The sequence below is a fragment of the Pseudomonas sp. 86_A genome (assembly GCF_017491705.1).
GTDB classification, from domain to species: Bacteria; Pseudomonadota; Gammaproteobacteria; order Pseudomonadales; family Pseudomonadaceae; genus Aquipseudomonas; species Aquipseudomonas koreensis.
In genome coordinates, this window is sequence record NZ_JAFGYS010000006.1 from 102708 (window position 1) to 125013 (window position 22306).

Here is a 22306-nt window from a genome sequence, read left to right on the forward strand (position 1 = left end):
TCGCGAGCAGGCGAAGGCCTACAGTTAAAGCAATTCACCGACCATGACCGAGTATTGAAGATGACCGACACCCCGCATTTCCCGCTCTCCGCCGTGGTCGGCGCCGATGACCTGAAACTCGCCCTGTACCTCACCGCCATCGACCCGAAAATCGGTGGTGTGCTGATCGAAGGCCCGCGCGGCATGGCCAAATCGACCCTGGCCCGTGGCCTCGCCGATCTGCTGGCGAGCGGTCAGTTCGTCACGCTGCCGCTGGGCGCCACCGAAGAGCGACTGGTCGGCACCCTCGATCTCGACGCCGCGCTGAGTGAAGGGCGTGCGCAGTTTTCCCCCGGCGTGCTGGCCAAGGCCGACGGCGGTGTGTTGTATGTCGATGAAGTGAACCTGCTGCCCGATCATCTGGTCGATCTGCTGCTCGATGTGGCAGCCAGCGGCACCAACCTGATCGAGCGCGACGGCATCTCCCATCGGCATTCGGCGCGTTTCGTATTGATCGGCACGATGAACCCGGAAGAGGGTGAACTGCGTCCGCAACTGCTCGACCGTTTCGGCCTGAATGTGGCCCTCAGCGGTCACACCGCGCCGGCCGAACGCGGGCAGATCATCCGCCGCCGACTGGACTTCGACAGCGAGCCGCAGGCGTTCTGCGCACAGTGGGAAGCACAGCAGCAAGCGCTGCGTGAGCGTTGCGAGCGGGCGCGTACTGCCTTGCCTAGCATTCCGCTGGACGATGATGCATTGGCGCTGATTACCGAACGGTGCTTTGCGGCCGGCGTCGATGGCTTGCGTGCCGATCTGGTCTGGCTGCGCGCCGCCCGGGCGCACGCGGCATGGCGCGGCGCCGCAGCGATTGCCGAGCAGGACATCGACGCGGTGGCTGAATTTGCCCTGCGTCACCGCCGTCGTGAATTGCCGTCGTCCAGTCCTCAGGCCCCCGCGCCGAACTCGGCCAATACCCAGGCTGAAACGAGCGAAGGGCAGGGGCAGTGGGGCGACATGCCTGCCCCGGCGCTGGCTAGTGGAGCACGCCGCGAAGTGCCGAGCTGGCCAAAAAAGTAACCGGCATTCGTCCCCGATCCGACGCGGGGGCGAATGCCAGACCCCGCGCCGGACGACTCGACCACGGACGCCAGGGCAAGCGCCACGCCGCGCGCAGCGGTTCGGTGAATTGGCCGGGGACACTGCTCAACGGTCGGCCGCAGACACGCGAGGACTTGCAGTTCCAACTGCGCACGCGTTCCCCCCATGAACTGTGGCTGGTGATCGTCGATGCATCGGCCTCCACCCGCCGGCATCAGGCGCTGAGCGATGCCAAGGGCTTACTCGCGCAACTGTTCGATGACGCCTATCGACAGCGCGCCCGTCTGGCCTTGCTGACCGCCAGCGGCAGGGCGCCGAAATGGCAGGTGCAGGGCTTGAAGGCATCGAATGGCTTGCGCACCTGGCTGGAGGCGTTGGGCGCGGGGGGCGGCACGCCGTTGGTGGCGGCGTTGGCCCAGGCGCAGCAATGGCTGGCGCAGCGACAAAAGCGCTTCCCGGCCGAGCAGCAGCGCGTGCTGCTGGTCACCGATGGGCGCTTGAAAGCCTTGCCGCCGATGGCGCCGCTGGAATGCCCGGGGTTGTTGATCGATATCGAACGTGGGCCGATCCGCCTGGCGCGGGCGCGGGAATTGGCGGCGGCGCTGAATGCGGACTATCGGCATATTGATGATGTGTGATGCCTGCACTGGCAATGGCATCCCCAAGGTTTCAGATCAACCTGTCAATCCTGCATCAACCCTCTATGCTCCACGCCAGCCCAATCACAAGGAGTGAATCATGCGGGTACTGGTCGCCAACCCTCAGGACGATTTTCGCGTCAAAGCCTACGCCGGCACCAACGGCGTGCTGCTGGCCATGGACCTTGCCGAACCCCGGCGCAAAGGCCTGCTTGGTTTTGCCATCGAGAAGCAGCAGGGCGACAAACCCTGGTTGTTCCTGTTCAACAGCCTGACGTTTCCCGGCAAGGCTCACACCTTTCCCCAATATCACGCGACGCCCAGCGATAAGGCGCCGTTGCAGAAATTCCGCTGGGCCGATTACGCGGTCAATCCGGGGACCACGATGCACTATCGCGTGCACCTGGCCTACGGCACGGCGGATGCGCCGCAACTGGGCGAGTCTCTGGCGCTGAGCATCACCTCCGATGATGGTCATCCGGCCAACCAGAGCGTGATTTTCAACCGCGCCGTGGCCGCCAGTCAGGCCTTCCAGCGCAAGTTTCCCGACCTCGACGCACAGATCAGCGCGAACAAGAACTTGCCGATCGAAGCCTGGCCCGACGCGGCTCGGCTGTGGCTGGAGAATGGCCTGCTGGAGCGCTTGCTCGGCTACATCGAGCGCGCAGTCGACGCCCAATGGGCGCTGGATATCGCGATTTACGAGTATCAGTTGCAAGCGATTGTCGATGCGGTGAATGCGGCATTCGCCCGAGGGGTTCAGGTGCGCGTGCTGTATCACGCCCAGCCTGATGATTCCGATACGACTTTGAACGAAACGAACCTTGCCAGGTTGCCGGCGGCGAACAAACGCGGGCGGGTCACCCACAACATCTTCCACGACAAATTCATTGTTCTCAGCCGTGTCGATGGCGCTGGTCAGCGGCAACCGGAGGCGGTGCTGTGCGGCAGTACCAATTTCACCGCCAATGGCGTGTATCGCCAGGCCAATGTGGTGCATACGCTCGACGACGTGACGATTGCCACGCGTTATTTGCAAACCTTCGAAGAAGTCTGGGCCAACCCTGCCGACGTCGCTGCGACGCGCAGCTGGATCACCGAGCACAATCCGATGGACCCGACGCAGCAGCTGTTTGCCGGGTTCTCGCCACGCAGCGGTGGTGGCGATTTGCGTGAGTTCGTCGAGATCATCGAGGCGGCCAAAAAGGATGTGCTATTCGTCACGGCGTTCAGCCTGCCGGATGCGATTCTCAACGCGCTGCTCGGCAAGCCTCACGACGACATCCTGCGCTACGGCCTGCAAAACACCGCCAGCCGCATTACTGGATTTCACGCGGATCGTACGGCTGAATTCGCCGCCACGGCCTTGCTCAACACCGGGCTGGAAGGCTGGCTGAAGGAAAACATGAAAGGCCAGAAGGGCAATCTGCTGGTGCACACCAAAGCGGTGATCGCCGATTTCACCACCGATGCACCGACCATCATCAGCGGCAGTCACAACCTCAGTACGTCAGCCAGTAACGGCAATGACGAGAACTTCCTGATCATTCGGGGTGACACCAACCTGGCCGACCGCTATGGCCTGGAATTGCTGCGCTTCTATGAGCATTACCGCTTTCGTTATTTCGCGAAAAAGCTGGCGCTGAAGCAGGTGAGTCCGCTGGCCGTGGATGACAGTTGGACCAACGATTATTACGTGGAGGGGGATTTGCGCCAGTTGTCGCGGTTGCGTTTTGCCGGGCGATGACAGCAACTGTAGGAGCTGCCGAAGGCTGCGATCTTTTGATCTTGATCTTAAAAAAAAGTCAAAAGATCGCAGCCTGCGGCAGCTCCTACAGGGGGCGGTGGCCAGTTGATACAGATTTTGAAATGATTTGCCGCTGTAGAAAATGTGCCTTGAGCCTGTACGCTCCAAGGCCATTTTTCATTCAGGATTTGCATGAACACCCTCTCGGAGCCTCCCAGTCGTACTTTCTCCTCGCGCCATGGCGCGGTCTTGACGCACTCGCAGCATCCGGTCTTCCGACTTCCGACTATCGTTGACAACGCGGCCTCAGCGCCTTCGCGTTGCGCTTTGCCGTGTCCGGCAGCCTGAATTCACTGACGAGAGATCGAGATATTTTATGGAATGGTTAGCGGATCCCACGGCCTGGTTAGGCTTGTTGACTCTGATCGTGCTGGAACTGGTACTGGGTATCGACAACCTGGTGTTCATCGCGATCCTGGCGGACAAACTGCCGCCGCATCAGCGCGATCGCGCGCGGATTATCGGCCTGTCGCTGGCGCTGATCATGCGCCTGGGCCTGTTGGCGAGTATTTCCTGGCTGGTCACCCTCACGCAGCCGTTATTCGAGGTGTTCGACAAGAGCTTCTCCGGCCGTGATCTGATCATGCTGTTCGGTGGTGTGTTCCTGTTGTTCAAGGCGACGATGGAGCTGCACGAACGACTCGAAGGCCACGTCGGCCAGCGCTCGAGCAACACCGCTTACGCGCTGTTCTGGCCGATCGTGGCGCAGATTGTCGTGCTCGACGCGGTGTTCTCGCTGGACGCGGTCATCACCGCAGTCGGTATGGTCGATGAGTTGGCGGTGATGATGATCGCGGTGATCATTTCCATCGGTCTGATGATCGTGGCCAGCAAGCCGCTGACCCGTTTCGTCAATGCCCACCCGACGGTGATCATGTTGTGTCTGGGCTTCCTGATGATGATCGGTTTTGCCCTGACGGCCGAAGGCCTGGGCTTCCACATCCCGAAAGGCTATCTGTATGCGGCGATCGGTTTTTCGATCCTGATCGAGGTGTTCAACCAGATCGCCCGGGCCCGGCGCAAACGTTCGATGCAAGGCCTGCGTCCCATACGTGAGCGCACGGCCCACGCGGTGATGCGTCTGCTGGGCGGGCGCAAGTTGGAAGTGGAAGAGGTCGGCGAGGAAATTTCCGATCTGCTGGACGACGGCGAAGCCCCAATTACGGAGCTGTTCGACCGCCGCGAGCGAGTGATGATCAGTGGCGTGCTGCAACTGGCCGAGCGCCCGATTCGAAACCTGATGACCGTACGTGCCGACGTCGACACCATTGATCTGGCCGACGACGCCGAGACAATTCGCACAAAATTGATGCACTCGTCGTATTCGCGTCTGCCGCTGATTCGCGACGGCGCGGTCGATGAACCGCTGGGCTTCGTGCACAAGAAGGAATTGCTCAAGGAGTATCTGGCCGGTACCGAGCCGAACCTGGAGCACTTGGCGCGCAAGACCATCAACCTGCTCGACAGCTATTCGATTCTCAATGCGCTGGAACAGATGCGCGCGGCGTCGACTCACATCGCTTTCGTGGTCAACGAGTTCGGTGACTTTGTCGGCGTGCTGACCATGACTGACATCCTTGAATCGATTGCCGGCGAACTGCCCGACGCCAGCGAAATCGAAGGCCCGGACGTGGTCGAGGAGCAGGGCGGCTTTGTGGTCAGCGGCGCGTTGAACCTGACCCGTGTTCGCCAGCGCACCGGATTTGGCGCCGAACCGACCGAGGACTATCAGACCTTGGCCGGACTGGTGATGAGCCTGCTGGATCGCTTGCCGGTGATTGGCGATCGGCTGCAGTACGCAGGCTGGCAAATGACCGTCAAAGACGTTGAGGAACGACGGGTGACGCGGGTGTTGTTGGTGCGCGATCCCGCTTGAATAAGGATCTCCCCCTGTAGGAGCTGCGGTACGCTGCGATCTTTTGATTCTGTTTTTTAAGACCCAAAGATCGCAGCGTGCCGCAGCGCCTACATCGATATCGCGTGGTGTCGAAGTAACTGAGCGCGCGGGACGGTGCAAAGGTTACGCAAAGTGCGACGAAGCCATCCCAGGTCATGTCGTGGTTTCTGCAGCACCACCGGTGCCCTGGTCCTGCCAATATGCCGGGCAAAGTCCGCCGCCAATGTTTCCTCCGTGCCGATGCCCTTGAGCTTTTTCAGCAACTTGCCGTGCCTGTAGAACAGCACCGTCGGCGTGCCGGTCACCAGCGGATGGCGCGGCGATTGGCTGGTATTGAGCATGTAGATATTGGCGCGATGCCGATACGGCTCGGCGATCTCACGAAATACCGGCCCGGCCCATTCGCAGGCGGGGCAGTGTTCGTTGGCGAAGTACAGGATCACCGGGCGCCAGGTTTTCAGGGCTTTGCGGTAGACCGGTGCCAGATTGGAAATTGTATTTGCAGCACTCATTGAAAACTCCTTTTCAACGACCTCGAAGGTTCGGTGACGTTAAAGGAGCGTGCAAACTGGGTCTACTGTCAGAAATTACAGGTGGCCCGTGGATTCGCGAGATTTTTCCCACTTTTATGAAAGACCGGCCCGACACGAAACCCGGAATTGTGGAATGTCGCGACGTGGTACCTTTTTTCACTCATCAAAAAGCGAAGCGGGAATAAAAGGATAGAAGTCGAACATCTCCTGGAGTGCTATTTTAAGCACCATTATTAGCACTCCAAGGAGCACCATCATGACTCATCTAGTTCTTTCTAATGTCGTAGCGAGTATTTCTGAATTGAAAAGAAATCCCATGGGTACTGTGGCCGCCGGTTGCGGTCAATCTGTTGCAATCCTCAATCGAAATGAGCCTGCGTTTTATTGTGTACCTGCAAAGGAGTATGAGGCGATGATGAATCGCCTTGAGGACCTGGAACTGATCGCACTCTGCAAGGAGCGAGAAAACGATCCAACCATCAAGGTTTCTATTGATGACCTATGAGCTGGAGTTTTCCGAGAAAGCCTGGAAGGAATGGAAAAAGCTTGATTCAGCACTACGGGATCAGTTCAAGAAAAAGCTCGCTACACGTCTGGTCAATCCTCATGTTCCTGCTGATCGACTCCGAGGGCTGGAAAACGCCTACAAAATCAAGCTTCGCAGTGCGGGCTTCAGGCTGGTCTACCGCGTAACGAACGAGGTGCTGGTTGTTACGGTGATCGCAGTAGGTAAAAGAGAGCGGGGGGAGATCTACGACAAGGCCGCCAGCCGTTAGATATTTCGAGAGTGCACGTTTTCAAGTACTAACCCCATTGCACCGAAGTAGCTCGTCCATGCGCCGATTGGGAACCTGCTACTCGCGCTGTGTAGCCTACGGTAGCGCAATCCCTCTGTAACCGGCGAAACACCATTCTTCGCATTTCCCACATCTCCTTGATTCCAAAAACATTTCAGCCCCCTACAGATTCCCTGCGTTTCCTGTGGCACACTTTCTGCTGTCTATTCCTTAGTAACAAACCGTGTTCCGGTATAGCGGAATAAACATCACCGTGGAGTGCTTGCCATGCATCGCCGTCCTTCTTTGTTCAAAGCGTGTGTTTTTGTTCTTGCGGCTTCGTCCGCTGTCATGGGTATGGCCCAGGCAGCCGACAGCAAGCTCGACAGTGTTCTGGCCCGGGGCAAGCTGATTGTCGGTACCGGCAGCACAAATGCGCCATGGCACTTTCAGGGCGCCGACGGCAAGTTGCAGGGTTTTGATATCGACATCGCCAGGATGGTGGCCAAGGGGCTGTTCAATGACCCGAACAAAGTCGAGTTCGTGGTGCAGTCGTCCGATGCGCGGATTCCCAATCTGCTGACCGACAAAGTCGACATGAGCTGCCAGTTCATCACCGTCACCGCCAGCCGTGCGCAGCAAGTGGCGTTCACCTTGCCGTACTACCGCGAAGGCGTCGGCCTGCTGCTGCCGACCAACAGCAAGTACAAGGAAATCGAAGACCTGCAGGCCGCTGGCGACAGCGTCACCGTGGCGGTGCTGCAAAACGTGTATGCCGAAGAACTGGTGCACCAGGCCTTGCCCAAAGCCAAGGTCGATCAGTACGACAGCGTCGACCTGATGTATCAGGCGGTGAACTCCGGCCGCGCCGATGCGGCCGCCACCGATCAGTCGTCGGTCAAATACCTGATGGTGCAGAACCCTGGCCGCTATCGCAGCCCGACTTACGCCTGGAGCCCGCAGACCTACGCCTGCGCGGTCAAACGCGGCGATCAGGACTGGCTGAACTTCGTCAACACCACCCTGCATGAGGCCATGACCGGCGTCGAGTTCCCGACCTATGCCGCTTCGTTCAAGCAATGGTTCGGTGTCGATCTGCCGTCGCCGGCCATCGGTTTCCCAGTCGAATTCAAATGATCCCGTGAGAGCGGGGCGCCTGAATCGCCCCGCTCAAGGTACTGCTGACCATGAACTATCAGTTGAACTTTGCCGCCGTATGGCGCGATTTCGACACCTTGCTGGCGGGGCTCGGTCTGGGCCTTGAACTGGCGCTGGTGTCGATCGCCATCGGCTGCGTGATCGGCCTGCTGATGGCGTTTGCCTTGCTGTCGAAGCACCGCGCCTTGCGGGTGCTGGCTTCGGTGTACGTCACGGTGGTGCGCAACACGCCGATTCTGGTGTTGATTCTGTTGATCTACTTTGCCTTGCCGAGCCTGGGGATCCGCCTGGACAAGATCCCGTCGTTCATCATCACCTTGTCGCTGTATGCCGGTGCCTATCTGACCGAAGTGTTCCGTGGTGGTTTGCTGAGCATCCCCAAAGGCCAGCGTGAAGCGGGGCTGGCCATCGGTCTCGGTGAATGGCAGGTCAAGGCCTACGTCACCGTGCCGGTGATGCTGCGCAATGTGTTGCCGGCGCTGTCGAACAACTTCATTTCGCTGTTCAAGGACACCTCGCTGGCCGCCGCGATTGCGGTGCCGGAGCTGACCTATTACGCGCGCAAGATCAACGTCGAGAGCTACCGGGTGATTGAAACCTGGCTGGTGACCACGGCGTTGTATGTCGCGGCCTGTTACCTCATTGCCATGCTGCTGCGTTACCTCGAGCAGCGTCTGGCGATCCGCCGATAGGAGGCTGCGATGTACGAATCCCCCAGTTGGTTGCATGAATTATGGGTGGCCCGCGAGACGTTGCTGCAGGGTTTCCTGACCAGTGTGCAGGTGTCGGCGCTGGCGATTCTGTTCGGTACGCTGCTCGGCGTTGTCACCGGTCTGGTGCTGACTTACGGCAGGTTCTGGATGCGCGCGCCGTTCCGTTTTTACGTCGACCTGATTCGCGGCACACCGGTGTTTGTGCTGGTGCTGGCCTGCTTTTATATGGCGCCGGCGCTGGGCTGGCAGATCAGCGCATTTCAGGCCGGTGCATTGGGCCTGACGCTGTTTTGCGGCTCGCACGTTGCCGAGATTGTGCGCGGGGCCTTGCAGGCACTGCCACGCGGGCAGATGGAAGCGAGCAAGGCAATCGGCCTGACGTTTTATCAGTCCCTCGGTTACGTGCTGCTGCCCCAGGCACTGCGGCAGATCCTGCCGACGTGGGTCAACTCGTCCACCGAAATCGTCAAGGCTTCGACCTTGCTCTCGGTGATCGGCGTGGCCGAATTGCTGCTCAGCACCCAACAGATCATCGCCCGGACCTTCATGACTCTGGAGTTCTACCTGTTCGCCGGTTTTCTGTTTTTCGTCATCAACTACGGCATCGAATTACTCGGCCGGCACATTGAAAAGCGGGTGGCCCTGCCATGACTCAAGCTCAAGTTTCCAACGTTCAGAACGACCAGCCGCTGCTGGACATCCGTGGCCTGCACAAGCAATACGGTGCAGTCGAAGTGCTCAAGGGCGTCGACCTGAGCATGCAGCGCGGCAACGTCGTGACGTTGATCGGCTCCAGCGGCTCGGGCAAGACCACGCTGCTGCGCTGCGTGAACATGCTCGAAGAATTCCAGGGCGGGCAGATCCTGCTCGACGGCGAGTCCATCGGCTACGACGAAGTCGCTGGCAAACGCGTGCGTCACGCGGAAAAAGTCATCGCCCGCCATCGCGCAATGACCGGCATGGCCTTCCAGCAATTCAATCTGTTTCCGCACCTCAGCGCGTTGCAGAACGTCACCCTGGGGCTGCTCAAGGTGAAGAAGATGCACAAGGACGAAGCCGTGGTGCTGGCCGAGAAATGGCTCGAACGCGTCGGCCTGCTGGAACGGCGCAATCACTTTCCCGGGCAGTTGTCCGGCGGTCAGCAACAGCGCGTGGCGATTGCCCGGGCGATCGCGATGAACCCGAGCCTGATGCTGTTCGACGAAGTCACCTCAGCCCTCGATCCGGAGCTGGTCGGCGAAGTGCTCAACGTGATCAAGGGCCTGGCCGAGGACGGCATGACCATGCTGCTGGTGACCCACGAGATGCGATTTGCCTTTGAGGTTTCGGACAAGATCGTTTTCATGAATCAGGGGCGGATCGAAGAGCAGGGGCCTCCCAAGGAACTGTTCGAACGCCCGCAATCGCCGCGCCTGGCTGAGTTTCTCAAGAGCACGCGGTTTTAATTTTTGCTTTGTAATCAGGAGAAGTACCCATGAGCATTACCCGTTACGGTACCGGCAGCACCGCCGCCGGCGGCCAGCCCCGTCCATTCGCTCGCGCCGTTGAAGCGGATGGCTGGCTGCACGTGTCCGGCCAGGTGCCGGCGGTGGATGGCGAGATCATCGTTGGCGGCATCGTCGAGCAGACCCACCAGACCATGAAAAACCTGATCGCGATTCTCGAAGAGGCCGGTTATGGCCTGGAAGACGTGGTGCGGGCCGGGGTGTGGCTGGATGATCCGCGGGATTTCAGCAGCTTCAACAAGGTCTTCGGCGAATACTTCAAACCTGAACACGCCCCGGCACGGGCCTGTGTGCAGGCGAGCATGATGGTCGATTGCAAGGTCGAGATCGATTGCATCGCCTACAAGAAAAAGGCCTGATTCTCGCTGGCTCTTGTAGGAGCTGCCGAAGGCTGCGATCTTTTGGCAATTTTGGATGCACCACAAAGGCAAGATCAAAAGATCGCAGCCTGCGGCAGCTCCTGCAAAGGAATTTTAAGTGAGTACTGACATGACCGAAGACACCATCAAACGCCGGGCCCGCGGTCTGGATAGGGCGTTCGATATTCTCGATTTCCTCAAGGAAATCGGCCAGCCGCTGCGCCCCAACGACATCGCCAACGGCATCGGCAGCCCGAAATCCACGGTCTACGAACTGGTGGCCTCGCTGCTCGAACGACGGATTCTGGAACCGGTGGGCAAGGACGGTCACGTCTATCTCGGTCGCCAGTTGTACTTCCTCGGGCAGGCGCATCTGCGTCATTTCGACCTCAGTCGCGAGGCCGATCACGCCTTGCAGGAGATCGTCAGCCAGACCCGGGAAACCGCGCAGATGTGCCTGCTCAACGGGCGCAAATACACGGTGGCGCTGATGAAGGAGGGCGAGCGGCATTTCCGCATTTCGTCCGACATCGGCGAAAACGCGCCGATCCCGTGGACCGCTTCCGGGCGCCTGCTGCTGGCGCACCTTAGTGATCAACAGATCATCGACCTGATCGACGAAGACGACTACATCCTGCCCGACGGCGAACGCCTGCCGCTGGAGCGCTTTCTGGCGGAGATCCGTCAGGCCGGCATCGACGGCTTCTTCTCGTTCGACAGCGTCGCCGACACCTTCACCCATTGCTTCGCCGCGCCGGTCAAAGATCCCGGCGGCGTTGCCATTTGCACCCTGTGCATCGTCGCCCCACGGGCCGATGCGAAGAACAATTACGACGACTATCGCCGAGTGCTGATCGAGAGCGCCAACAGCCTCGCCCGGCGAATCAACGAATAACCGCGGCTGCCTGCCGGCCGCGACAGTGAGGAGTTCGACCATGACGACTGCCATCAATTCTGCTGTGGAAAAGGGCGACGCCGCCATCGGCGCGCATCTGGTGCGTGACGTCAGCCTGCCGGCGCTGGTGCTGCACCGCGAGGCGCTGGAGCACAACATTCGCTGGATGCAGACGTTCGTCAGCGACAGCGGCGCGGAGCTGGCGCCCCACGGCAAGACCAGCATGACCCCGGCCCTGTTCCAGCGTCAGCTCGACGCCGGGGCCTGGGGCATCACCCTCGCCAGCGCCACGCAGACCCGCGCCGCGTATGCCCACGGCGTGCGCCGGGTGTTGATGGCCAACCAACTGGTCGGCACGCCGAACATGGCGCTGATTGCCGATCTGCTGGCGGACCCGGCGTTCGAGTTCTATTGCATGGTCGATCACCCGGACAACGTTGCCGACCTCGGCGCCTACTTCGCCTCGCGCGGGGTCAAGTTGAACGTGATGATCGAATACGGCGTGGTCGGCGGCCGTTGCGGTTGCCGCAGCGAGCAGGAAGTCATCGAACTGGCCAAGGCGATCAACGCGCAACCGGCGCTGGCCCTGACGGGCATCGAAGGCTACGAAGGGGTGATCCACGGCGATCACGCCGTCAGTGGCATTCGCGAATTTGCCGCGTCGCTGGTGCGCCTGGCGGTGCAACTGCAAGACAGCGGCGCATTCGCCATTCCCAAGCCGATCATCACCGCCTCGGGTTCGGCGTGGTACGACCTGATCGCCGAGTCGTTCGAAACACAGAACGCGAGCGGACGCTTCCTCAGCGTGCTGCGCCCGGGCAGTTATGTGGCCCACGACCATGGCATCTACAAGGAAGCGCAGTGCTGCGTGCTTGATCGTCGCAGCGACCTGCATGAAGGCCTGCGCCCGGCGCTGGAAGTCTGGGCGCATGTGCAATCGCTGCCGCAGCCGGGGTTTGCGGTGATCGCCCTCGGCAAGCGCGACGTGGCGTTCGACGCCGGCCTGCCGGTGCCGTTGCTGCGCTACAAGGCCGGTGTGCTGCCGGCGCTGGGCGACGATGTCGGTGCGTGCAAGGTCACGGCGGTGATGGACCAGCACGCGTTCATGACCGTGGCGCCTGGGGTTGAGCTGCGGGTGGGCGATATCATTGCCTTCGGCACTTCGCACCCGTGCCTGACGTTCGACAAGTGGCGGGTGGGGTTGCTGGTGGATGAGCAGTTGACGGTGGTCGAGAGCATGGAGACCTGTTTCTGAGGTCCGATACCGAGGCGCGGCCAATCGCGAGCAGGCTCACTCCTACAGTTGAAACGCGTTCCCCTGTAGGAGTGAGCCTGCTCGCGATGAGGGCCGCTCAAACACCAGCGAATCAGCAGAGACACACCCGATGACCACCCTCAGCCCCCTGGGCCCGAACACCCCGCGCATCGCCCTGATCGGCGAGTGCATGATCGAACTCCAGCACCGTGCAGACGGCAGCCTGCAGCAAAGCTTCGGTGGCGACACGTTGAACACCGCGGTCTATCTGTCCCGCGCCCTCGGCGATCAAGCGCAGGTCGATTACGTCACCGCGCTCGGCGATGACAGTTTCAGCGACGCCATGTGCCAGAGCTGGGCCGAAGAAGGCATTGGCCTCGAGTTAGTGCAGCGTCTGCCCGGTCGTTTGCCGGGCCTGTACTGCATTCAGACCGATGCCAACGGCGAGCGGCGTTTCCTCTACTGGCGCAATGAAGCGGCCGTGCGCGATTGCTTCACCACCCCGGCGGCCGAGCCGATTCTGGCGGCGCTGGCCGATTACGACGTGGTGTATTTCAGCGGCATCACCCTCGCGGTGCTGGGCGTCAAGGGCCGCGAGCGCTTGATCCAGACGTTGATCGAAGCCCGACAGCGTGATGCGCGGATCGTCTTCGACAACAACTATCGACCGCGTTTGTGGGCGTCACAGGAAGAGGCCCGGGCGGCGTATCGCAGCGTGTTGCCGTATGTTGATCTGGCGTTGCTGACGGTGGAGGACGAGCAGGCGTTGTTCCATTTTGCTGACTGCGAGGCGGTATTCGAGGCGTATGCGCAGATCGGCACGCCGGAAGTGGTGCTCAAGCGCGGCGCCGAGGCGTGCCTGATTCGCTGTGATGGCGAGGCGTTCGAAGTGCCGGCGCAGCAGGTCGACAAGGTCGTGGACACCACGGCGGCGGGTGATTCGTTCAGTGCGGCGTATCTGGCGAGGCGGTTGCTGGGGGGCAGTCCCGCAGAGGCGGCGGAGGCTGGGCATTTGCTGGCGAGCAAGGTGATTCAAGTGCCGGGGGCATTGATTCCGAAAGAATGAGTGTTCTTGTGGCGAGGGAGCTTGCTCCCGCTCGACTGCGCAGCAGGCGCAAGCCTTATTGGGGCGGCTCCGCCACCCAGCGGGAGCAAGCTCCCTCGCCACAAACGCCCGAAAGCAAAGCCTTCAGTCGCGGAAAAACACTTGCACCAGGTGATAACCGAACTTGCTCTTGATCGGCCCGTGCACCGTACGCAACGGCTTCTTGAAGATCACCGCATCAATCGCGCCGACCATCTGCCCCGGCCGCACTTCACCCAAGTCGCCGCCACGTTTGCCGGACGGGCAGGTCGAGTATTTCTTCGCCAGCACATCAAACGCTTCGCCCTTGGCAATGCGTTGTTTGAGCTGTTCGGCCTCTTCGGCGGTTTTCACCAGAATGTGGCGGGCTTGGGCTTTCATCGTGCGATACCTGTAACGGGGTGACGGCGGGGCGCGGGATTATGCCTCAAGTGACGGCGTCTGGTTGATCATCGTGCGGATCTTATTCGCCAGCTCATCAACCGAAAACGGCTTGGCGACCATGTCCATGCCATCCTCGAGAAAACCTTGGCGCTCGGCGGCTTTCTGCGCATAACCGGTCATGAACAGCACTTTCAGCCCCGGTCGATGCTGACGGGCGATCTCCGCCAGTTGCCGGCCATTCATGCCCGGCAGGCCGACGTCGGTCACCAGCAGGTCCACGCGCAGCTCCGACTCCAGCAGCGGCAGGGCGGCGCTGGCGTCGGCGGCTTCGTGGGCGAGGTAACCCAGTTCCTTGAGCAGGTCGAGGACCAGCATGCGCACGGCCGGGTCATCTTCGACCACCACCACGGTTTCGCCACAGGTGGCCGTCGGCGCGGCGCTGACGGTTTCGACGACTGGCCGCTCCGGCTCCATCAGGTTCAGGCGCGGCAGGTACAGGCGCACGCAGGTGCCCTGATCCGGCAGGCTGTCGAGGCTGACATGGCCGCCGGACTGCTGGGCGAAACCATAAATCATCGACAGCCCCAGGCCGGTGCCCTGGCCGATCGGTTTGGTGGTGAAGAACGGATCGAACGCCTTGGCGCGCACCGACGGGGTCATGCCGCTGCCATTGTCGCTGACCGCCAGCATCAAGTAGTCGCCGGCCTTGACCGGTTCGAGGGTGGTGATGTCGTTGCCGTCGAGGTAGACGTTGCGGGTTTCGATCAGCAGTTCGCCGCCGTTGGGCATCGCATCCCGGGCATTGATCACCAGGTTGAGCAGGGCGTTTTCCAACTGGCTGACGTCGGTGCTGATCGGCCACACATCCTCGGCCAGACGCAGGGTGAGGCGGATCGGATCGCCCTTGGTGCGGCGGATCAAGTCCTCCAGCGAATGAATCAGCTCGTTGACGTCGAGGGTCTTGCGGTCCAGCGACTGCCGACGCGAGAACGCCAGCAGGCGATGGGTCAGCGCGGCGGCCCGATTGGCCGATGACACCGCCGCTTCGGTAAAACGCCCGATTTCATGCGAGCGGCCATCGGCGATGTAGCGCTGCATCAGGTCGAGGCTGCCGATGATCCCGGTGAGCATGTTGTTGAAGTCGTGGGCAATGCCGCCGGTGAGCTGGCCGACGGCTTCCATCTTCTGTGCATGGCGCAGCGCATCTTCGGCGCGCTCGCGTTCGAACATTTCGTTCTGCAGGCGCTGATTGGCCTGGGCCAGTTGTTCGGTGCGGGCGCTGACCCGTTCCTCAAGCGTTTCGTTGAGATTGCGCAGGGCTTCTTCGGTCTTTTTCCGTTCGCTCTCGTCGATCACGAAAATGTAGAAACCGTTGACCGCGCCATCGGCACCGTGGCGCGGCAGGTAATTCATCAGTGCGTGGCGGTTGCTGCCATCGCGGTGCTGGGTGTACAGGCTGAAGGAGCAGGGCCGCCCGGCCAGCGCTTCGGCGATGTACGGCAAGCGCAGGAAGTAGGCTTCTTCGCCGATCACTTCGCGAATGGTCCGGCCATACAGTTCCTGCGGCGTGAGGCCGTACCAGTCCAGGTAGGCCGCGTTGTTCAGGCGGAAGCGTTCCTCATGGTCGACGTAACTGATGAGGATCGGCATGGCGTTGATGATCAGTTGCAATTCGGTCTGGCTTTGACGCAGCGCCTGCTCGGTGTGTTTGCGCTCGGTCAGGTCCAGCGCCGCGCCCAGAAAGCGCACCGGCCGACCGTGGTGATCCTTATAGCAGCGCCCCCGGGCAAACACCCAGCGCAGTTCGCCATCGGCGCGCAGCAGGCGATATTCCTCGGCGTATTCGGTGCCATGGGTGATGCAGTGCTTGATGCTGCGGGCGATCAGGGCGCGATCTTCGGGATGCACGCCTTGCAGGTAATCGCTGATCGGCAACTGGCTGGCCAATGCCGGGTCGACGCCGTGCAGTTGCGCGAAATGGGCGTCGGCGATGAAGCGGTCTTCGCCGATGTCCCAGTCCCAGGTGCCGACCGCATCGGTCGCGGCCAGTGCCAGTTGCAGGCGCTCTTCGGTGTTGCGCTGGGACTCGAGGCTTTCTTCGGAGCGGCGTTGCAGCTCGAGGGCAATGCGCCGGCGTTCGTTGGTTTCGATGGCCGTTACCAGAATGCCCGCCACGTGCGCGTTCTCGTCACGGATAGGGCTGTAGGTCAGGTCCAGCCAGAAGTCGGATTCCTTGCCGTCGCGCTGCAGGGTAAATCGGCGTTCGCTGTAGGTGCGCACCTGGCCTTGTAGGACGGCTCGATAAATCGGGTCGGTAAACTCTTCAAGTTCCGGCCATATAAGGTGCGCCGGCTGTCCGAAAGCGTGCGGATGCTTGCTTCCGGCCAGCATCGCAAAGCCATTGTTATAGATCTGCGTGAGTTGCGGCCCCCACAACAGCAGCATCGGCATCGGCGAGTGAATCACAATGTCCACCGCGGTGCGCAGGCTTTGCGGCCAGGTGCCAGCGGCGCCCAGCGGAGTCCGACTCCAGTCGGTGCGGGCGATCAAGGCTTGGGCATCATCGGGGGTGGGAGCTGCGTTCATCACATCTATCCTGAGCGTCGGTCAGTGCGGCGGCGTCGACTATTCTTGCACTTGCGGTAGACGCTGTATGGCCCGTTACGTCACGACACTGGGTCATTTCTGTTCATTGAAGGCTTCGCGGGTGCTTTTTGCCATGGAAATCGATGCACTGTTGATCCGCCTGTCGAGCCAGCACGGCTCCGACCTGTTTCTGTCCACGGGCGCGCCACCGAGTGCGCGCATCGACGGGGTGCTGACGCCGTTCAGCGAGCGACCGTTCAAGCCCGGTGAAGTCCAGGCCATCGCCCACTCCCTGATGGACGCCGAGCAGCGGCGCGAGTTCGATCGGGATCTGGAAATGAACCTGGCGATTTCACGCACCGGCATCGGGCGCTTTCGGGTGAACATCTTCAAGCAACGCAACGACGTGTCGATTGTGATCCGTAACGTCAAACTTGATATCCCGCGCTTCGAAGACCTCAAACTGCCGCCGGTGCTGCTGGAAACGGTGATGCTCAAACAGGGGTTGATCCTGTTCGTCGGCGCCACCGATTCCGGCAAATCCACCTCGCTGGCCGCGCTGATCGATCACCGCAACCGGCACAGCAGCGGGCACATCATCACCATCGAAGATCCGGTGGAGTATATCCATCGCCACAAGCGTTCGATCATCAATCAGCGTGAGGTCGGCGTCGATACCCGCAGTTTCCAGGCCGCGCTGAAGAACACCCTGCGCCAGGCCCCGGACGTGGTGTTGATCGGCGAAATCCGCGACCGCGAAACCATGGAGCATGCCCTGACGTTCGCCGATACCGGGCATCTGGTGCTGTCGACCCTGCACGCGCACAACGCCAATCAGGCGCTGGACCGAATCGTCAATCTGTTCCCTGAAGAGCGCCGCCCGCAGCTGCTGCATGCGCTGGGCAACAATCTCAAGGCGTTTGTCTCGCAACGGCTGGTGCGCACGCTGGACGGTCAGCGGCGGGCGGCGGTCGAAGTGATGCTGGGCACACCGACCATCGCCGACCTGATCCGCCGCAACGAGCTGGGCGAACTCAAGGCCATCATGGACAAGTCTGCCGAGGTCGGCATGCAGACCTTCGATGCGGCGCTGTACGCGCTGGTGGTGGAGGGGGTGATCAGCGAAGACGAGGCGCTCAAGCATGCCGATTCACAAAACAATCTGCGCCTGCGTCTGAAGCTGCATGCCGAAGCGGCGCCAACGCCTCAACCTCCATCATCGGGCGACTGGGGCTTGATGGACTGACGCTTCAGCCCTGTGGGAGCAGGCTCGCTCCCACAAGGGATTGGCGGTCAGTCCGACAGCTCCGGGCGATTGCGAAACTGCTCCAATGCCTCAGGATTGGCCAATGCATCGGTGTTTTTCACCGGCTCACCGTGCACCACATTGCGCACGGCGAGTTCGACCACTTTGCCGCTGATGGTGCGTGGAATGTCGGTGACGGCAACGATCTTCGCCGGCACATGACGCGGGGTGGTGTTGGCGCGGATCACTTGGCGGATCTGCTGTTGCAGGGTTTCATCCAGCGCCATGCCCTCCTGCAAACGCACGAACAGCACCACACGCACATCGTCCTGCCATTGCTGCCCGATGGCGACGCTGTCCAGCACCTGCGGGACTTTCTCCACCTGACGATAGATTTCCGCGGTGCCGATACGCACGCCGCCGGGGTTGAGCACGGCGTCGGAGCGGCCGTGAATCAGCATCGCGCCGTGGGGCAATTGTTCGGCGTAATCGCCTTGGGCCCAGACCCCGGGGAACAGGCTGAAATAGGATTTGCGCAGCTTTTCGCCATCCTCATCGTGCCAAAGCCCGATGGGCATCGCCGGGAAGTGCAGGGTGCAGACCAGTTCACCTTTCTCGCCAACCACGGCGACGCCCGCGTCATTCCACACCTCTACCGCCATGCCCAGGCTCTTGCCCATGATTTCGCCGCGACGCACCGCTGACATCGGGTTGCCGTTGACGAAGCACGACACCACATCGGTGCCGCCCGACATCGACGCCAGGCACACATCGCGCTTGAAGTCGCGGTAGACGAAGTCGTAGCTCTGCGGCGACAGCGCGGAACCGGTACAGAGCAAGGTCTTCAGGCTGCTCAGGTCATGGCTTTGAGCAGGCTTGATGCCGCTGCTTTCCAGTGTCGCGAGAAACTTGGGGCTGGTGCCGAACACGCTGATGCGCTCATCGTCGATCAAGTCGAGCAGGCGTTGGTTATCCAGATGAAACGGCGAACCGTCATACAGCACCACCGCGCTGCCGACCGCGAGGGCCGAGACCAGCCAGTTCCACATCATCCAGCCGCAGGTGGTGTAGTAAAACAACCGGTCACCGGGGCCGAGATCGACGTGCAGACCGTGCTCCTTGGCATGCTGCAACAGCACGCCGCCGGTGCTGTGCACAATGCATTTCGGCACGCCGGTGGTGCCGCTGGAATACAGCACGTACAGCGGATGATTGAACGGCACCGGGACGAAATGCGGTGCGCTGCCGGGTTGGTAGAAATCGTCCCACAACGTGACGTTGGCGCGGGTGTGATAGTCCTCGGCACGGGCCTGCGGGCGGGCGTAGGGCACGATGATCAACTGTTGCAGCGACGGCAGTTGCGCGAGGATTTCGTTGACCTTGGTGGTCTGGTCGATGTCTTTGCCGGCGTAACGGTAGCCGGCGCAGGTGATCAGCGCCTTGGGTTCGATCTGGCCGAAACGGTCTATGACGCCGTGGGTGCCGAAGTCGGGCGACGAGCACGACCAGATCGCGCCGAGGCTGGTGGTCGCGAGCATCGCCACCAGGGTCTGCCAGGTGTTGGGCATGCAGGCGGCCACGCGGTCGCCGAGGCCGACACCGGCGGCTTGCAGGCTGGCCTGAAAACCGCCGACCTGCTCGGCCAGTTCGGCCCAGGTCAGTTGTTCGCGCTGACCGTTTTCCGCCACGGCGATCACCGCTACGGCATCGTCGCGGCGGCGCAGCAGGTGTTCGGCGAAGTTCAGGGTCGCGCCGGGAAACCACTCGGCGCTGGGCATTTGCGCGCCTTTACGCAGGACGGCGTCGGGCCGGGTGTGAAAGCAGATATCGAAAAAGTCGACGATGGCCTGCCAGAACGCCTCGCGTTGTTCGACGCTCCAGCGGTGCAGGTCGCTGTAGCTGCTCAGGGCCAGGCCATGCCGCTGATTGATCGCGCGGCGGAACTGGTCCATGCGCGATTGGGCGATACGCTCGGCGTCGGGTTGCCAGAGGATGTCGGACATTGGGTTGCCTCTTGTTGTATTGGTCAAGCACATAGACCTGGGTGCAGCACTTGCTTCTGTGGCGAGGGAGCTTGCTCCCGATCGGCTGCGCAGCAGTCGTCACTGGCCGGGGGGCGGCTTCGCCACCCAGCGGGAGCAAGCTCCCTCGCCACAGCGGTTTGCTCGGCAAAATCGGCGCAGCATTACTGCGCCAACCACCCCCCATCAATATTCCACGCCGCCCCGCGCACCTGGCTCCCAGCTTCGCTGCACAAGAACAGCACCAGTTCCCCCAGATGCTGCGGCGTGACGAATTCCAGCGACGGCTGTTTTTCGGCGAGCAGATCATGCTGCGCCTGTTGAGGGTCGACGCCCTTGGCTGCCCGGTCGTCGATCTGTTTCTGCACCAGCGGCGTCAGCACCCAGCCCGGGCAGATGGCGTTGCAGGTGACGTTGCTGGTGGCCGTTTCCAGTCCGACCACTTTGGTCAAACCGATCACCCCGTGCTTGGCCGCGACATACGCGGCTTTGCCGGTCGATCCCACTTGGCCGTGCACCGAGGCAATATTGACGATCCGCCCCCAGCCCTTGGCGCGCATTCCCGGCAGGCTCAGGCGGGTGCTGTGAAACACCGACGACAGGTTGATCGCGATGATCGAGTCCCAGCGCTCTACCGGAAACTCCTCCACCGCGGCCACGTGCTGAATCCCGGCGTTGTTGACCAGAATGTCGACACCACCGAATTCGCGCTCGGCGTAAGCGATCATCTCGGCAATCTGTGCCGGATCGCTGACGTCGGCCGGGTGATGGCCGACCTTGCCCCCGAACTGGCCGACTTCGGCGATCACGCTCGAGGCATCGCCGAAACCGTTGAGAATCAGGTTGGCGCCGGCCTTGGCCAGGCTCAGGGCGATGCCCAGGCCGATGCCGCTGGTGGAACCGGTAACCAGTGCGGTCTTGCCGGAAAGAGTGGTCATGAATACCTCACACAATGCCAGTGGCGTAGAAAGTGCCGATCACGACGAAGACCGCCAGGGTCTTGATCAGCGTAATACAGAAAATGTCTTTGTAGGCTTCGCGGTGGGTCAGGCCGGTGACCGCCAGCAAGGTGATCACCGCGCCGTTGTGCGGCAGCGTATCCATGCCGCCGCTGGCCATCGCGGCCACGCGGTGCAGCACTTCCAGCGGAATGTTCGCCGCATGCGCCGCGGCAATGAACTGCTCGGACATCGCCGCCAGCGCGATGCTCATGCCGCCCGACGCCGAACCGGTAATCCCGGCCAGCAGGGTGACCGTGATCGCTTCGTTGACCAGTGGATTGGGAATTTGCTTGAGCCAGTCGGCCAGCACCAGGAAACCCGGCAACGAGGCGATCACCGCGCCGAAACCGTATTCGGAAGCGGTGTTCATCGCCGCCAGCAACGCGCCGCTGACCGCGCTTTTGCTGCCCTCGGCGAGTTTGCTGCGGATCGCTTTAAAGCCGAACGCCAGTACCATCAGGATGCCGATCAGCAAGGCCGCTTGCACCGCCCAGATCGCGGTGAGTTTGGCGATTTCCGTGGTCACCGGCGTGGCCATCCCCGGCAGCGCGAGGCTGTGAGTCTTGCCGTACCACTGCGGAATCCACTGGGTGAACAGCAGGTTCATGATGCCCACTGCCAGCAGCGGCGACAGGGCGATCCACGGGTTCGGCAACTTGAGGTCCTCAGCCGTTTCCGGTTCGTTACGCAACTCGGTGCCATAACCTTCGCCGGCGCGCTGGGCCTTGTTGCGCTGGCGCTGCAGGAACAGCATGCCGGCGCAGAACACGAAAATCGTACCGATCACGCCCAGCCACGGCGCCGCCCACGCGGTGGTGTTGAAAAAGGTGCTGGGGATGATGTTCTGAATCTGCGGGGTGCCGGGCAGGGCGTCCATGGTGAACGAGAACGCGCCGAGGGCAATGGTCGCCGGAATCAGCCGCTTGGGAATGTTGCTCTGGCGGAACATCTCCGCGGCAAACGGATACACCGCAAACACCACCACGAACAGCGACACGCCGCCGTAGGTAAGCAGGGCGCAGACCAGCACGATCACCAGCATCGCCTGGCGGGTGCCAAGCAGGCGAATCGCCGCCGCAACGATCGAACGGGAGAACCCCGACAACTCGATCAACTTGCCGAACACGGCGCCGAGCAGGAATACCGGGAAATACAGTTTGATGAAGCCGACCATTTTTTCCATGAACACCCCGGTAAAGGCGGGGGCGACGGCAGAAGGATCGGTGAGCAGAACAGCGCCGAGCGCGGCGATCGGGGCGAAGAGGATAACGCTGTAGCCACGGTACGCGGCGAGCATCAGCAGCGCGAGGGCGGCCAAGGCAATGATCACACTCATGGAGTGTCTCCAGGGATTGTTATTTTTGTGGG

At 61.5% G+C, this 22306-nt stretch carries 21 protein-coding genes; 15 read left to right on the top strand and 6 right to left on the bottom strand.

The genetic code is table 11. The features are described from left to right. Positions 1-60 precede the first annotated feature (60 nt). The 4 genes from J5M57_RS10865 (at position 61) to J5M57_RS10880 (ending at position 5401) form a co-directional block, all read left to right on the top strand. Positions 61-1059, top strand: coding sequence for an AAA family ATPase (locus J5M57_RS10865; protein ID WP_207848552.1), 999 nt, complete (start codon positions 61-63; stop codon positions 1057-1059). Positions 1060-1064: 5 nt separating this feature from the next. Then, the gene (locus J5M57_RS10870) at positions 1065-1718 is read left to right on the top strand and encodes a VWA domain-containing protein (RefSeq protein WP_347709559.1); all 654 of its coding nucleotides are present in this window, start codon (positions 1065-1067) and stop codon (positions 1716-1718) included. Positions 1719-1818: 100 nt separating this feature from the next. Continuing rightward, on the top strand, positions 1819-3465 hold the full coding sequence (locus tag J5M57_RS10875; RefSeq protein ID WP_207848551.1) for a phospholipase D-like domain-containing protein: 1647 nt from the start codon (positions 1819-1821) through the stop codon (positions 3463-3465). Positions 3466-3841: 376 nt separating this feature from the next. Then, positions 3842-5401 carry a TerC family protein gene (locus J5M57_RS10880; RefSeq protein ID WP_207848550.1) on the top strand — a complete coding sequence of 520 codons (1560 nt, stop codon included), beginning with the start codon at positions 3842-3844 and terminating at the stop codon, positions 5399-5401. Between the two features lie 89 nt (positions 5402-5490). Here J5M57_RS10880 and J5M57_RS10885 read toward each other — a convergent pair whose 3' ends face one another. Beyond that, positions 5491-5934 (bottom strand): thioredoxin family protein, encoded by a 444-nt coding sequence (locus tag J5M57_RS10885; protein WP_207848549.1) that lies wholly within the window; start codon positions 5932-5934, stop codon positions 5491-5493. Positions 5935-6211: 277 nt separating this feature from the next. Between J5M57_RS10885 and J5M57_RS10890 the strand changes: the two genes are divergently transcribed. The 10 genes from J5M57_RS10890 (at position 6212) to J5M57_RS10935 (ending at position 13682) form a co-directional block, all read left to right on the top strand. Continuing rightward, complete coding sequence (locus tag J5M57_RS10890; RefSeq protein WP_207848548.1) at positions 6212-6460, top strand: type II toxin-antitoxin system Phd/YefM family antitoxin; 249 nt, start codon at positions 6212-6214, stop codon at positions 6458-6460. Next, complete coding sequence (locus J5M57_RS10895; RefSeq protein WP_207848547.1) at positions 6450-6731, top strand: type II toxin-antitoxin system RelE/ParE family toxin; 282 nt, start codon at positions 6450-6452, stop codon at positions 6729-6731. The genes J5M57_RS10890 and J5M57_RS10895 overlap by 11 nt, the downstream gene beginning before the upstream one ends. Before the next feature lie 288 nt (positions 6732-7019). Further along, positions 7020-7868, top strand: a complete 849-nt coding sequence (locus J5M57_RS10900) for a transporter substrate-binding domain-containing protein (protein ID WP_207848546.1) — start codon at positions 7020-7022, stop codon at positions 7866-7868. A 50-nt stretch (positions 7869-7918) separates the two neighbouring features. Beyond that, positions 7919-8581 (top strand): amino acid ABC transporter permease, encoded by a 663-nt coding sequence (locus J5M57_RS10905; RefSeq protein WP_003225455.1) that lies wholly within the window; start codon positions 7919-7921, stop codon positions 8579-8581. 9 nt (positions 8582-8590) lie between these two features. Then, positions 8591-9253, top strand: a complete 663-nt coding sequence (locus J5M57_RS10910) for an amino acid ABC transporter permease (protein WP_064587725.1) — start codon at positions 8591-8593, stop codon at positions 9251-9253. After that, positions 9250-10047, top strand: coding sequence for an amino acid ABC transporter ATP-binding protein (locus tag J5M57_RS10915; protein ID WP_169841547.1), 798 nt, complete (start codon positions 9250-9252; stop codon positions 10045-10047). Before J5M57_RS10910 ends, J5M57_RS10915 begins: the two co-directional genes overlap by 4 nt. A 29-nt stretch (positions 10048-10076) precedes the next feature. After that, a complete protein-coding gene (locus J5M57_RS10920; protein WP_007912330.1) occupies positions 10077-10466 on the top strand; it encodes a RidA family protein in 390 nt (129 codons plus the stop codon). Between the two features lie 130 nt (positions 10467-10596). Then, a complete protein-coding gene (locus J5M57_RS10925; protein ID WP_047598577.1) occupies positions 10597-11361 on the top strand; it encodes an IclR family transcriptional regulator in 765 nt (254 codons plus the stop codon). Between the two features lie 40 nt (positions 11362-11401). Beyond that, positions 11402-12616 (top strand): amino acid deaminase, encoded by a 1215-nt coding sequence (locus J5M57_RS10930; protein WP_207848545.1) that lies wholly within the window; start codon positions 11402-11404, stop codon positions 12614-12616. A 130-nt stretch (positions 12617-12746) separates the two neighbouring features. After that, positions 12747-13682, top strand: a complete 936-nt coding sequence (locus tag J5M57_RS10935; protein WP_207848544.1) for a sugar kinase — start codon at positions 12747-12749, stop codon at positions 13680-13682. Between the two features lie 123 nt (positions 13683-13805). Here the strand turns inward: J5M57_RS10935 and J5M57_RS10940 are convergent, their stop codons facing one another. Together J5M57_RS10940 and J5M57_RS10945 are read right to left on the bottom strand one after the other, a co-directional pair. Next, positions 13806-14081: a peptidylprolyl isomerase gene (locus J5M57_RS10940; protein ID WP_003225447.1), complete on the bottom strand. Its 276-nt coding sequence runs from the start codon at positions 14079-14081 to the stop codon at positions 13806-13808. A 39-nt stretch (positions 14082-14120) separates the two neighbouring features. Then, on the bottom strand, positions 14121-16670 hold the full coding sequence (locus tag J5M57_RS10945) for a PAS domain S-box protein (protein WP_207848543.1): 2550 nt from the start codon (positions 16668-16670) through the stop codon (positions 14121-14123). Positions 16671-16803: 133 nt separating this feature from the next. On the opposite strand from J5M57_RS10945, the gene J5M57_RS10950 reads away from it, so the two are divergent. After that, positions 16804-17916, top strand: a complete 1113-nt coding sequence (locus J5M57_RS10950; protein WP_064587720.1) for a PilT/PilU family type 4a pilus ATPase — start codon at positions 16804-16806, stop codon at positions 17914-17916. 47 nt (positions 17917-17963) lie between these two features. On the opposite strand, the gene J5M57_RS10955 is transcribed toward J5M57_RS10950, so the two are convergent. The 3 genes from J5M57_RS10955 to J5M57_RS10965 form a co-directional block, all read right to left on the bottom strand. After that, positions 17964-19919 (bottom strand): acetoacetate--CoA ligase, encoded by a 1956-nt coding sequence (locus J5M57_RS10955; RefSeq protein ID WP_207848542.1) that lies wholly within the window; start codon positions 19917-19919, stop codon positions 17964-17966. 182 nt (positions 19920-20101) lie between these two features. Further along, the gene (hbdH, locus tag J5M57_RS10960) at positions 20102-20875 is read right to left on the bottom strand and encodes a 3-hydroxybutyrate dehydrogenase (RefSeq protein ID WP_027612662.1); all 774 of its coding nucleotides are present in this window, start codon (positions 20873-20875) and stop codon (positions 20102-20104) included. 7 nt (positions 20876-20882) lie between these two features. Then, the gene (locus J5M57_RS10965) at positions 20883-22274 is read right to left on the bottom strand and encodes a GntP family permease (protein ID WP_064587717.1); all 1392 of its coding nucleotides are present in this window, start codon (positions 22272-22274) and stop codon (positions 20883-20885) included. Between the last annotated feature and the right edge of the window lie 32 nt (positions 22275-22306).